11 protein-coding genes are annotated in these 12,827 nt (G+C 38.9%); 6 read left to right on the forward strand and 5 right to left on the reverse strand.

Features of this window, described 5'->3' with window-relative positions; genetic code table 11:
• Nucleotides 1-153 precede the first annotated feature (153 nt).
• Nucleotides 154-1,935 (forward strand): acyl-CoA dehydrogenase C-terminal domain-containing protein, encoded by a 1,782-nt coding sequence (locus AC5YCE_RS01965; protein ID WP_496170764.1) that lies wholly within the window; start codon nucleotides 154-156, stop codon nucleotides 1,933-1,935.
• A gap of 91 nt (nucleotides 1,936-2,026) precedes the next feature.
• Here AC5YCE_RS01965 and AC5YCE_RS01970 read toward each other — a convergent pair whose 3' ends face one another.
• Nucleotides 2,027-2,215, reverse strand: a complete 189-nt coding sequence (locus AC5YCE_RS01970; protein WP_496124354.1) for a hypothetical protein — start codon at nucleotides 2,213-2,215, stop codon at nucleotides 2,027-2,029.
• Nucleotides 2,216-2,382: 167 nt separating this feature from the next.
• On the opposite strand from AC5YCE_RS01970, the gene AC5YCE_RS01975 reads away from it, so the two are divergent.
• Nucleotides 2,383-2,877, forward strand: a complete 495-nt coding sequence (locus AC5YCE_RS01975; RefSeq protein WP_496170766.1) for a phosphate-starvation-inducible protein PsiE — start codon at nucleotides 2,383-2,385, stop codon at nucleotides 2,875-2,877.
• Nucleotides 2,878-3,046: 169 nt separating this feature from the next.
• Here the strand turns inward: AC5YCE_RS01975 and AC5YCE_RS01980 are convergent, their stop codons facing one another.
• Nucleotides 3,047-3,661: an RcnB family protein gene (locus AC5YCE_RS01980; protein ID WP_496170768.1), complete on the reverse strand. Its 615-nt coding sequence runs from the start codon at nucleotides 3,659-3,661 to the stop codon at nucleotides 3,047-3,049.
• Nucleotides 3,662-3,941: 280 nt separating this feature from the next.
• Here AC5YCE_RS01980 and AC5YCE_RS01985 point away from each other — a divergent pair, with 280 nt between their 5' ends.
• Entirely contained in the window at nucleotides 3,942-4,394 is a 453-nt protein-coding gene (locus AC5YCE_RS01985; protein ID WP_496124351.1) for a hypothetical protein, read from the forward strand.
• 63 nt (nucleotides 4,395-4,457) lie between these two features.
• Here AC5YCE_RS01985 and AC5YCE_RS01990 read toward each other — a convergent pair whose 3' ends face one another.
• The 3 genes from AC5YCE_RS01990 to AC5YCE_RS02000 form a co-directional block, all read right to left on the reverse strand.
• Nucleotides 4,458-5,921 carry a phospholipase D family protein gene (locus AC5YCE_RS01990; protein ID WP_496170770.1) on the reverse strand — a complete coding sequence of 488 codons (1,464 nt, stop codon included), beginning with the start codon at nucleotides 5,919-5,921 and terminating at the stop codon, nucleotides 4,458-4,460.
• Between the two features lie 102 nt (nucleotides 5,922-6,023).
• The gene (gene znuD, locus AC5YCE_RS01995; RefSeq protein WP_496170772.1) at nucleotides 6,024-8,162 is read right to left on the reverse strand and encodes a zinc piracy TonB-dependent receptor ZnuD; all 2,139 of its coding nucleotides are present in this window, start codon (nucleotides 8,160-8,162) and stop codon (nucleotides 6,024-6,026) included.
• 191 nt (nucleotides 8,163-8,353) lie between these two features.
• Entirely contained in the window at nucleotides 8,354-9,634 is a 1,281-nt protein-coding gene (locus tag AC5YCE_RS02000; protein WP_496170774.1) for an O-antigen ligase family protein, read from the reverse strand.
• A 111-nt stretch (nucleotides 9,635-9,745) separates the two neighbouring features.
• On the opposite strand from AC5YCE_RS02000, the gene AC5YCE_RS02005 reads away from it, so the two are divergent.
• From AC5YCE_RS02005 to AC5YCE_RS02015, 3 genes are all read left to right on the forward strand, one after another.
• Nucleotides 9,746-10,510, forward strand: a complete 765-nt coding sequence (locus AC5YCE_RS02005) for a DUF4184 family protein (RefSeq protein ID WP_496124347.1) — start codon at nucleotides 9,746-9,748, stop codon at nucleotides 10,508-10,510.
• A gap of 179 nt (nucleotides 10,511-10,689) precedes the next feature.
• A complete protein-coding gene (gene aspS, locus AC5YCE_RS02010) occupies nucleotides 10,690-12,477 on the forward strand; it encodes an aspartate--tRNA ligase (RefSeq protein WP_496124346.1) in 1,788 nt (595 codons plus the stop codon).
• Between the two features lie 124 nt (nucleotides 12,478-12,601).
• A complete protein-coding gene (locus AC5YCE_RS02015) occupies nucleotides 12,602-12,820 on the forward strand; it encodes a hypothetical protein (RefSeq protein ID WP_496124345.1) in 219 nt (72 codons plus the stop codon).
• The last annotated feature ends 7 nt before the right edge of the window (nucleotides 12,821-12,827 follow it).

Below are 12,827 nucleotides of genomic sequence, written 5' to 3' on the forward strand. Positions count from 1 at the left end.
CCAAGATCGTTGTCTCGCTTAAATGATGCTTATCAATTTAAGTTGATCAAGAATAAATTCAAAATCTTAACCTTTAGTCGTCTAACAAGACTTGCTATGCTTCGGTAGACTCTAAATATTCAAAACAGATTAAACAAAAAAAGGTGATCAAAAATGCCAATCTATAATGCGCCTCTTGCTGACATGAAATTCATCTTAAATGATGTATTTAAAGCTGAACAATTTTGGCAATCGAATGAAAATCTTGCACACGTCGATGCTGCAACAGCAGAAGCCATTCTAGAAGAAATGGCAAAGTTTGCTCAAAACGTGACGCTTCCACTGAACCGTACTGGCGATGAAGAAGGTGCAACCTATAGCAATGGTGCCGTCACTACGCCTGCTGGCTTTAAACAAGCATTCCAACAATATGCAGAAGGCGGTTGGATTGGTTTAGGTGCCGATGAAGAATGGGGCGGTCAAGCCATGCCAAAAATGCTGACTGTGCTTGCAGATGAAATGTTATTTGCAACCAACCCATCCTTCATGCTCTATCCATTGCTTTCTGTCGGTGCTGGTATGGCTTTAAACAGCTATGCATCTCAAGAACAAAAAGAAACCTATTTACCGAAAATTTATTCAGGTGAATGGTCAGGTACCATGTGCTTAACAGAACCACATGCAGGTACTGACTTAGGCATTATTAAGACCAAAGCTGAGCCAAATGCTGATGGTACTTATAACATCACGGGTACTAAAATCTTCATCACGGGTGGTGATCACGATCTTGCTGAAAACATCATTCACTTAGTGCTCGCGAAAACTCCTGATGCACCTGCAGGCTCACGTGGTATCTCTTTGTTCATCGTTCCTAAATTCATTGTCAATCCAGATGGCTCTTTGGGTGAACGCAATACCGCTGGTCCAGGTTCAATCGAACACAAAATGGGGATTAAAGCTTCTGCAACGTGTGTCATGAACTTTGATGCTGCAAAAGGCTACCTAGTTGGTAAGGAAAATGAAGGCTTAGCCGCGATGTTCGTCATGATGAACTACGAGCGTTTATCGATGGGAATCCAAGGCTTAGGTGCATCTGAATACGCTTATCAAAATGCTGCACAATATGCGACAGATCGTTTACAAGGTCGTAGCGCAACAGGTATTCAATCGCCTGAGAAACCAGCTGACAGCATTCTTGTCCATGGTGATGTCCGCCGCATGTTGTTAAATGTTCGTGCAAATAATGAAGCCTCTCGTGCATTTGCCGTATATGTGGGTCAGCAGTTAGACATTACTAAGTTTTCAACAGATCCTGAAGCTGTAGCCAAAGCCAATAATCGTGTTGCCCTATTGACTCCAATCGCGAAAGCCTATTTAACCGATACCGCATTTAATGCAACGCTTGATGCACAAATGGTCTTTGGTGGTCATGGCTATATCCGTGAATGGGGTATGGAACAATGTATCCGCGATCTACGTATTTCTCAAATTTATGAAGGCACCAACGGCGTTCAATCTCAAGATTTGATCGGTCGTAAAACCATTAAATGTAATGGTGAATTCATTGCAGAATACATTGCGGAAATTCGTGATTTTGCCAATGAAATGAGCGCTGAACTGAATTTCATTAAAGATGCCACATTGGATGCTGCGACTGAACTTGAATCGATCACGCAAACAGTATTAGAGCGTGCACGTGAGAATGGCGATTATGCAAATGCGGCAGCTGTAGATTATCTACATGCAGTCGGCTTACTCAGCTTCTCTTATATGTTTGCTAAAATCGCAACAGCTGCAAATGAAAAACAAGGCGAGTTCTATCAAAACAAAGTGTCTTTGGCTGCTTATTTCATTCAGCGCATCTTGCCAGAATTGAATACGCGTTTAGCTCGTATTAAAGCAAGCTCTGAAACGGTGATGAATTTCAGTGCAGAGTACTTCACGAATCAGTCTTAATTCACGAATCAGTCTTGAATTGCTGATTTCTTCAATATCCATCTAAATCAAAAAGCGCCTGAATTCAGGCGCTTTTTTAACTTTACTACCGCTATTGCTTTTGCACAATAAGGCTTGGTGCATCTTTATTTAATTTCACGATTTTGATCTGCCCTGAAGATTCCAGAGACTCACATAAAGCAATGATTTTTTTCATCTCATCGGCCTGAATCCCAGAACCAAGAATGAGCTTTTTGCCTTGTTGAAGTGTGTCAATTTTTGTTTGAATTTTATCTAACATAATTTTCCCTTCGTCGTTAAATGACTCTAAATACAGTACATCAGTTTTGCATAAAAAAAATACAAAAAATTAAATTTTTCATTCATTTAAGTATCTTTTTGTAGTCATGCGCATGAAATTTGCATGCTATAAAATTAGCAAATTGACCAATATAGGAAAATATAAAAATGAACAAAGAGCTCCGATTTGAAAAATTAGAGTCCCTCCTCGATCGCTTTGGAAATATCGCTGTAGAAAGTTTCCACTATGTTGCACTCTTCATTATCGGCTGTATGGTGATCTGGTCAGCAGGGCATACCGTTTTGGATATCTTAACCGTCAAACAATACGCCACTATTGATGATATTTTATTGTTATTCATCTATTTGGAATTGGGTGCAATGGTTGGTATTTATTTCAAAACCAATCACATGCCGGTGCGTTTCTTGATTTATATTGCAATCACAGCCCTGACTCGTCTATTAATTTCAGACATTCAACATGACCATAAAGCCGATATGGATTTGGTCATTATTACAGGGTCTATTCTAATCATGGCTGTTGCAATATTGGTGGTTCGTTACGCATCTTGGACTTTCCCATCTGTCATCCGTGATAAACATTCTGAGAAACCACTTCCAGAAGGTCAAACCCCTCGTCCTGAAGATGATGAATTGGCATAAGTGAATTTTCACTGCTCTTAATGCATCATTAAAAATCAACGATTGAGGTTGAATTAATCAACTATCATCGGTAATTCGTCATGATACCCAAGGGAACATGAATATTTTGAATATCGTCCAAATACACCAATTTGAGCCAAAGCGTTAAAAAGGAATAATGCGTTCTCCATTAGCGATGATTTGGCACTTGCAAATAACGTCCATTTTGGAAAATCCAATGCATCCCTATATTGGGTGCAGGCAAATTGTAGCGCTGCCAATCCGAGATTAAGGTATAACTTGAACTTTCAATCGTACCATTCCCATTTACAAAACCATGGCTTTCAGTTCGATATTCCGTTTGTGTTGGAAACGAATGGTTGTAAATAATCGTCACACCATTTTGCTGTGGATAGACTGGATCAGGACGATTTTGTGGATAGCCATGGTTTGGATAATGATTGTTTGGATAATTATTATTTGCATAACCATGTGGGTATCCGTGAGGCGGGCGAGATGGGCGCTGATTACCATAAGGCCGTATTGGATAATATTGTTGTGGTAACGGCGTACCATACGCATCAGCATAACCTTTATACGTGGTATAGCCGTAGCGCGAATATTGATTTGACGGATGTGCAAATTGATTCGAAGACTGATGGTATTGAGCAGGTGCTTGTCGTTGAGCCAAACCCGTTTGCCCAATATGAGGTGTTGCCCACACTTCAGCTACCATCATGAAACCCGTCGCGAGGAAAGCCACTTTTAAACGTACAGTAATATTCAAAAAATCAACCTGTTTCATGGCTTTACCTCTGCGGTGCTCTGTCTGCTGTACTCTGTCTGCTGTACTCTGTATACGATACGATTTCAGCGATGCAATAGATCAAAGCTAAACGAATCTTTTTTCTAAACGATCATTCACGTCGCTTTAAGATAATATAAAATTATAGATAAAGTATGGATGAGTTTTGGATAAAAAACACTCAAATGTAGTATTTAAGACATTTTAATCGTTTTGCCTACTTCAGTCCTGAGATCCATCTGCTAATATGATTTTTTTTTAAATTGCTGGATTCGAAATCGTGTCAGATTTGAGTTTTGATCGTTTACATCAGTTTTTTTGCAAAGTTCCTAGTGTAAAAGAATCACTTATTGATGCTTATGGCACAGATGGAAAAGAAGCGTGGTGGTTTAAATTTCAAATTAATGTTGATCATCCATTGGCATGGCAAACCGTTCAAGAATTAGGGCATGTACTCAATTACATTTCTAAAAATGAACGCCTACCGACACAGTTTTTACCTGTATCTCCGCCGCCGTATATGAATGGCGAAGCAAAACAATTTCTGTCTTGGGTGATTCAATGCAACCATCCAGATTTTCCACCGGATGTGGTCTGCGATTGGCTTGAAGCGCGTTTACCTCAACCAGTGGAAGATGAAACGAAATGGAAGATCCAAACGGATATTAAAGAATTGGACAATATGACTGATAAGGATTTAGATCAAATCATTCCACCGAATCCAGTTCCTTAATCCATACTTCTCATTCCCTCTCCTTTTAGGAGAGGGTTAGGGAGAGATTAAATTTTAGCTTCATTAAAAAGTCGACAGACCGCTCCACTCCATCAAGCGATACAGTCCATATTTCAGCTTAGACTCATCGGCATATTGCGCATAATCCACACTCATATTTTTACCATCCAGATTAGACCACGCTGTATTGAAATACTTTTGAGCATCTTTAAACACATCTGCTGAAGCATTCCCAACCACACGAATATTGGTCTCTAAGTTGTAGTTCTTAAGATTACGTGCAGTAAAGTTTGCAGACCCTAAAATCATCTCAGACTGCTGAGCATTTGATTTTATGATCATTTTACTATGGCATTGCTCATCTTGCGTATTGCACCAACGGACTTGCACACCCGCATCATTCAATTCTGATGCGACTTGTCGATTGGGAATCCCATTTTTCTCACGACCAAAAGCATCTTTGTTCGGATCAAGTAAAACCTTCACATTCACGCCACGTTGTTTCGCTGAAATCAATCCTTTTACGATATTTCGCTCGGACAAATAAAACATGGCGAGATGAATATTTTCGCCAGATTTCGCTGTTTCAATCAATTTCAAAGTTGCATCTAGAATGGCTTTTTCTGTGAGCACTTGAGCCTGAGGGAATTGTTTTGCCTCTTCAAACTCTCCTACAATGACCACAGGAATATCACCTTTCGACATACGCCCCACTGCTTGCTCCGTTATAAGCACATCAATGGCTGTATTGCCTGTGACCATTACAGCAACATTCGAATGATGCGAGCTGCCATCATGCGGATTCATTGAGGTGACCAATGTTTTCCACCCTTCGAGCGTATCCACCACCACAGTTTTTCGATGGTTGGCTTTGAAGTTAAATAATGAAAGATAACTTCGAATGGTGATTTTTTCATCACCAAAAGGATTGGGCAGCCATCCCTTTTCAGCATTATTCGAAATGCCCTGACAACAGAGATACCAGAAACCTGACCACATTGGATTCGAGGCACGTAATGGCGTTAAATCCGTTTCAATGACTTCAATTCCTGCCTGACGCAACTGTCGATAATGCTCTGGCGCAATACCACCATAGACAGAATTGATCGCATCGGTAATCACCTTAATTTCAATCTGTGGCGTGATGCGTTTTTTAACGATCAAAGCCTCAGTTAAATTCTGAGTCAATTTGTCATGTGAAATTTTCGATGAACCCACTTCATCATTGAATAAGAACATATCCAACACAATGGTGGTCTGTGCTTCATCAATCAGTTTGAGAATTTGATTAAAAATGTGATGCTCTTGTTGTTGCTTGCCTTGTGCATCCAAATAAGTTTGATCCGCCAAAAACTGAACTTTGGCATGGCGTAATTTACCCGTGTAATCCAAGCCCTCAGGTAAAGGTTTATAGATATGATAAATCGCAGAAGAAATATACCCGAGCGCCACCATTCCTAGAATGAGGGCAAAGTACTGTCGACCTGACCAATTCAATTTTTGATGAATTCGCTGAAAAATACGCATAACAAAAAACCTAGTCCGATAGGGTCAGACTAGGTTTTATTGTTTTATTTTTCAAGAGAATTTCTGTTTAAACCACCTGCAATTTTCATAATGTATTTTGGATTAAAAACCAAAATCAATGCCGACACTAAAGTTACGACCCATTTGTGGAATGTTCGATAAGAAGGATGCATGTGAATAGACTTGATCATCAAGTAAGTTATTGGCATTTAAGAACACGCGGTAATCATTACGAGCATTGATTTGACCTGCATACGACACACCGACATTGACCATATTATAACCTTGAGTCTCTGTTTCATAACTGGCAATCTTGTCTTGATTAAACACATGATAATACTCAGCCGAACCTGACCAACCATCTGCAAAATCGGCTTCAAATTTTGTGCCTAAGCGCCCACTTGGGATACGTGGTGCATTTTCACTTTCAATTTTTCCACGTACATAATCACCAAACATACTCATTTTATATTGGTCATTAAATGCATAACCTACCTGTGCTTCAGCACCATAAAATTTTGCTTTATCTTGCGTATATCCTACGCCTCTTAAATTACTATTGGGTAACTGAGCAATCGTTGCCCCATAAATATAATCATCAAACCAGTTGTGATAAATATGAGCATGATAATCGAGTTTATCACCTTCATAATGCAGTCCAAGCTCAATATTATTTGAAGTTTCTTTATCGAGTTGATCATTACCTAATTCATAGGTATTGGTGGCAAAATGCAAGCCATCTGCATAGAGCTCTTGAGCAAGTGGTAACCGCTGTTGATGAGATCCCACAATTGATAATTTATAGTTTGGCGCAAACTCCCAATTGGCTGCGGCAGAAGCAGAAACTGCTGTTCCCGAATAATCCTTTTGTGAAGAGTCGACATCAATTTTTTGATGGTCCACGCGTGCACCCAACTCCATATGCACATCACCGATTTGTTTGTGCTCTAATGCAAACAGGCTATATTTCTGTGTGTTGGTATCTGCCATAAATACATCATGGCTATGACCAGCATGATCGTGGTCAGCATGGTCATGCCCTTCATGATCTACGTCTTCATGTGCATGACCTTCTGGCGCAGATAATTTAATTTTTTGTTGTGAGATTTGGGTGCCGATGACACCTTCCCAACCTGCAACAGGCACATGTACCAACTCTAAACGACCATCATAGCCCTTGCTCTTAAAATTACTCACGACTTCGCTTTCTTCAAGCTCATCATGTTCATAATCGGTAAAACTTGCATGAGCCCGAAGTTTCTCAAAACCTTTAAAAGGTTGATTCAGTTCAGTGCGTAAATCATAACGTTCTGACTTTAAATCGACCCATGGCCCTGCTGCTGATTCATGTTCATGATCATGCGCTACATCAGGTTTTGGACAATGGAAATGATCCCCATACAATTCACAACCATGTGATTCATGGCTATGCCCGGGCAAACCATATTGATCCTGACGATTACTATAAGATAAGCCTACAAATCCACGATCATGAATCCAAGCCCCCCCCACATTGACCGTTTGACCTTCGGAAAAGGTATTACCCACTCTTCTTTCTTTTTCAAAATGTGAGTGATCATCGTGAGCATGCTCAACGAAGTAATTTGGAGCAATATAGTCATTGGCTTTATGCTTAGAACCCTCAACGCGCAATGCAAAATTTTCACCCACCCCAGCCGTTACTCCAACACTTGCTAACTTCTGATCATTACCAGAGTTATAACGAACACCTGCTGAACCTTCTAGACCGTTCTGAGGCATTTGAGTTGGAATTTTTTGATCCGTCACATTGACCAAACCACCTACATTGCCTGCACTATAAAGTAAGGTTGATGGCCCACGAATGACTTCTACTTGTTTAGCTAAAATCGGATCAACCGTCACAGCATGGTCAGGCGACAAGGTCGATACATCCGCTGTTTCTGACGCATGTTGCAACACTTTAACACGTGGTCCATCTTGACCACGAATCACAGGACGACTCGCGCCAGTGCCAAACTGATTTGAATAAACACTTAACTCGTCTGCTAATGCATCGCCAATGGTTGTGGCACGCTGTTTCAAATCTGATTCATCAATCACATGATCAGCAACAGAAAAATCTGCTGCAGACTGAACCAATGGATGTGCCTGTAATTGAATGGTTTCTAGTTGTGTTGTTTGTTTAATTTCATCTGCAAAAACGGTAGGTGCAATGATCGAAAATATTGAAATGGTAATTAAGTTCTTATGGAAAGACATGTGTTGGCCCGAAACACTGATTTTTGAATATTGTTATAGTATAACATTTCAATGATTTTGCAATCACAAATTATTTGGATTGCTTTAAATGCTCAAATGCTCAAATGCTCAAATGCTCAAATGCTCAAATGCTCAATCATTTAAACATTCAAGCATGAAAAATTTAAATAGGACCTTAAAAAGAAAAGCTTTCACATCTTTTTCATTTCATTTTCTTTGTTCAATTCTCGAATGATGATGAAGCTCATTAATGAAGCCGTAATCAAATAAAAAATATAAGTAGTATTTTTAAAAAATAAATAATATTCAGTCAAACCACAAAACATGTAATAACTCACAAATATAAAGCCAGATACAGCTAAATTTTTGATCATTGGGTCAGAGCAAAAACACTTCCGAATAAAAAACAAAAGAGCAGAAAAAAAGGTCAAAAATAAGGCCAATATTCCAGCTAAGCCATTTGCAGCAAGTTCGTGAAAGTAAATGCTATGTTGATGTTGAAAACAAACGGGAAGCTTTCCTTGCGAATATAATTTACAGTTTTCCACCTCAATTTGACTCATTCCAACTCCAAAAAATGGATTGGTTTTAAACATGTCTATTGAGTTATCCCACAAATATAAGCGTATACCAGAACTATTTTCATAATTCTGTTTAACAATATTTTGAGTATCTTCTTTTAAATGTTGAACTCGCTCTTGAATCGGTGAAGAAGGCAATGAAAAATTAACAGCAACAAATGCTAAAAATAAAGAAAGCATGAATAAAACTTTACGCATCTGACTTCGATAATAGATCATCGTCAAAGTTACCAGCGCAAGTGGTATCCCTACCCATGTTCCACGGGAGCCATGTAAAATGAGCAAAAAGATCGTAGAAATACTGATCAGAAGATAAATATATACCAATTTACCTTTTTGCATAAATGCAAAACACATTGCTGATAATGCAAGAGAAATAAAGGTGATGTCATAACTAATGACAGGATTAAAATAATTGGTAAAATTACCACGATTAAAATCTAAGGCTATTCCCCAATATAAAAGGTAGCCACATAAAAATATTGATACAACATTAAGAATCTTGGCCAAATGCTGTGGATTGAATCCGATAAAACGATAAATCGTGGGTAAAGCTATGAATGGTAAAAACCAAAGATACTGGTTGATCAAATACTTATAAGTTCGATATAAGGTTTCTGGAATAAGCTCAAATCGATTAAGAACATGATAATTCAAAGTGATGATCACAAAGCTTGATATACAGAAAACGATCAGTGATAGATTTGGTTTTACTATTTTTTTTTTGTAAACGCAAAAGAAGAATATACAAAGTAAAACAATGGAAACATTCCAGTGTCGAAATGAATGATTAAATATATGATGAAAAATAACGATTAAAAACAATAATGAAACCAGTAAAATTCCTTGAGCTTTTTTCAACTGATAGATACTGTCTTGTATTGGGTTCATTTTGTGACTAGATAAATTTTTGATGATTTATTTTAAAGAAAACTAAACGATAATCTAGATCACTACACAAAGATTATTGTTCAAAATTGCATAAATAGATATATTCATTCAATGCCTTTTACTATATCACATGCCGTTCTTGCCCCACCTATTTCAAAACTGACTGGGCATCATCTTCCAATTTCAGCTATCGCGATTGGGTGTATGGTGCCGGATTTGGTTCGCTTATTTACTTCCGAAGACATCCATAGCACTCACTTATGGAGTGCATGGTTTTATCCTAATTTATTTATAGGGCTGGGATTTTGCTTGCTTTGGTATTTTATTTTTAGACCTGCATGTTTTAAATTTGTCGGTATAGATAAACCTCTCCGTATTCATTCTATCCAAAGTGCAGTTAAATTTGCCCTTTGTGTCATTCTTGCTTTAAGTATTGGAACGGCTACACATCTCATTTGGGATGGTCTTACCCATGTTGACTTTCGAACATTTGCATTTGAAGACTTTCTCAGTCAAAGCATAAGCATGTTTAATCAGACTTATCCTATGCATCGTGTTTTACAGATCGGGACTTCTGCCATTGCATTACCTATTCTTGGGATCATGGCTCATCATTATTATCAGCAACATCGTCAATCCAAACAAGTTAGCCCAAAGATTAAATTTTATGCCTTCAGTTTATTTACGATTTCTCTCTTTGCTGGACTCTTTGCCTATATCAGTTTTGCTCAACCTCTAGGGCCTCAACCTTGGCAAAATGATCTGTATTGGTTTATAGGGAAATCCATTAATCATTTTTTTAGCGTTTTTCTGCTTGTATTTGGATGTGGTTGTCTTATTTTTCAATTTTTAGATCACCATGATTTTTTTGAGTAGTGGATTATATTTCTGAAATATCACAGCGTATTTTAAATTAGTCCCCTAAAAACCTTCGCTTTAGATATCTAGTCCTTGTTCCGCCTTTGCCAAAGAGGCATAATTCATCTTTCGAATAAAGGCGATACGCTGTTTACGTAGACGCTTACTTTAACCCATATAGTTGGATTTTTAACGCTATGATGCGAACTCATTACTGCGGTTCTTTAACCGAAGCTCAAATTGACCAAACCGTTACATTATGCGGTTGGGTTCACCGTCGCCGTGACCACGGTGGTGTTATCTTCCTAGACATGCGTGACCGTGATGGTCTAGTACAAGTGGTCATCGATCCAGATACCCCTGAAGCATTCGCAACTGCAGACAAAGTACGTTCAGAATTCGTATTAAAAATCACTGGCCGCGTACGTCGTCGTTACGAAGGCACAGAAAATGCAAATATGGTGAGTGGTCAAATCGAAGTTTTAGGCAAAGAAATTGAAGTTCTTGCTCAATCTGAAACTCCACCATTCCCATTGAATGATGACAATACTAATATTTCAGAAGAAATTCGTTTGAAATACCGTTTCTTGGACATCCGTCGTCCAGAAATGTTAGACCGTTTACGTTTCCGTTCTAAACTTACAAACCTTATTCGTAACTACTTCGAAGACAATGGTTTCTTAGATGTAGAAACCCCAATTTTGACACGCGCAACGCCAGAAGGCGCACGTGACTATTTAGTCCCAAGCCGTGTATCAAATGGTAGCTTCTACGCACTTCCACAATCTCCTCAATTGTTTAAACAGTTGTTGATGGTGGGTGGTATTGATCGTTATTACCAAATCGCTAAATGTTTCCGTGATGAAGACTTACGTGCTGACCGTCAGCCAGAATTCACACAAATCGACGTTGAAACATCGTTCATGAGTGACGATGACATTATGGATTTGATGGAAACTTTAACGGTTAAGATGTTCAAAGAACTTCTTAATGTTGATTTCGATAAGTTCCCACGTATGACCTACAACGATGCGATGCGTGACTATGCATCTGACAAACCAGATATGCGTATTCCGCTTAAACTGGTTGACGTTGCAGATTTAATGCAAGACGTTGAGTTTAAAGTATTCGCAGGCCCTGCTAAAGATCCGAAAGGTCGTATCGTAGCTTTACGTGTACCAGGTGCGGGTTCATTGCCACGTTCTGCAATTGATGAATACACCAAATTTGTTGGCATCTATGGTGCACGTGGTTTAGCGTACATCAAAGTCAATGAAATCGAAAAAGGTATCGAAGGTCTTCAATCGCCAATCGTTAAATTTATCGAGCCAATCGTGCTTGATCTATTAAAACGTGTTGGTGCAGAAAATGGCGACATCGTATTCTTTGGTGCAGATAAAGCCAAAGTTGTAAATGATGCGATGGGTGCACTTCGTGTAAAAATCGGTCATGACATGAAGCTTGCGACTTGCGAGTGGGCACCACTTTGGGTGGTTGATTTCCCAATGTTTGAAGAAACTGATGATGGCAAATGGACGTCTGTTCACCATCCATTCACACTTCCAAAATCTAGCGTTGAAGAAGTGAAGAACAACCCAGGTGCAGCCTTGTCTGTGGCTTACGATATGGTACTCAATGGTACCGAAATCGGTGGTGGTTCACTTCGTATTCATAACCTAGAAATGCAAAAAGCAATTTTTGAAGCTTTAGGGATTAATGAGGAAGAAGCTGAAGAGAAATTTAGCTTCTTGCTTAACGCTCTACGTTATGGTGCGCCTCCGCACGGTGGTTTGGCATTTGGTCTTGACCGTTTAGTGATGCTCATGACTGGCGGTGCTTCAATTCGTGATGTAATTGCATTCCCGAAAACGAAAACTGCAGAATGTCCATTAACGCAGGCGCCTGCACCAGTTGAATCAAATCAATTGCGTGATTTGGGGATTCGTTTACGCGAAAAACCAAAGGCTGAAACTAAAGAAGCATAATGCTTTAAAGATTAAGCATAAAAGCCCTACATCATGTGGGGCTTTTTTATTAATCCGCATAACAAAATTGAGATAAATTCTCATCAATGGCATAATGGTTTCACTCAGTTTTAGGTGTTTCCACATGGCTATGCGTCCAGATGTTCGTCGTCATACAATTATTATTATTGTGTTTTGTATCATCCAATGGGCATTCATGCGCTACATTCTGAATGAAGAGTTATTTAATTTAACGACATATCAACGTATTGTGTTTTTTAGCACCAGTAGCTTTATTGCCGCTTTTGGATCTATCGCTGCATTAATTTATATGGTCCTTAAAGGTAACTCTGATTCTCAGTAATCTTGCC

The sequence above is a fragment of the Acinetobacter sp. CY79 genome (genome assembly GCF_059515845.1).

Coding starts and splice junctions, on each gene's coding strand:
- AC5YCE_RS01965 (WP_496170764.1), top strand. CDS start 154: ATGCCAATCTATAATGCGCCTCTTGCTGACATGAAATTCATCTTAAAT.
- AC5YCE_RS01970 (WP_496124354.1), bottom strand. CDS start 2,215: ATGTTAGATAAAATTCAAACAAAAATTGACACACTTCAACAAGGCAAA.
- AC5YCE_RS01975 (WP_496170766.1), top strand. CDS start 2,383: ATGAACAAAGAGCTCCGATTTGAAAAATTAGAGTCCCTCCTCGATCGC.
- AC5YCE_RS01980 (WP_496170768.1), bottom strand. CDS start 3,661: ATGAAACAGGTTGATTTTTTGAATATTACTGTACGTTTAAAAGTGGCT.
- AC5YCE_RS01990 (WP_496170770.1), bottom strand. CDS start 5,921: ATGCGTATTTTTCAGCGAATTCATCAAAAATTGAATTGGTCAGGTCGA.
- znuD (WP_496170772.1), bottom strand. CDS start 8,162: ATGTCTTTCCATAAGAACTTAATTACCATTTCAATATTTTCGATCATT.
- AC5YCE_RS02000 (WP_496170774.1), bottom strand. CDS start 9,634: ATGAACCCAATACAAGACAGTATCTATCAGTTGAAAAAAGCTCAAGGA.
- AC5YCE_RS02005 (WP_496124347.1), top strand. CDS start 9,746: ATGCCTTTTACTATATCACATGCCGTTCTTGCCCCACCTATTTCAAAA.
- aspS (WP_496124346.1), top strand. CDS start 10,690: ATGATGCGAACTCATTACTGCGGTTCTTTAACCGAAGCTCAAATTGAC.
- AC5YCE_RS02015 (WP_496124345.1), top strand. CDS start 12,602: ATGGCTATGCGTCCAGATGTTCGTCGTCATACAATTATTATTATTGTG.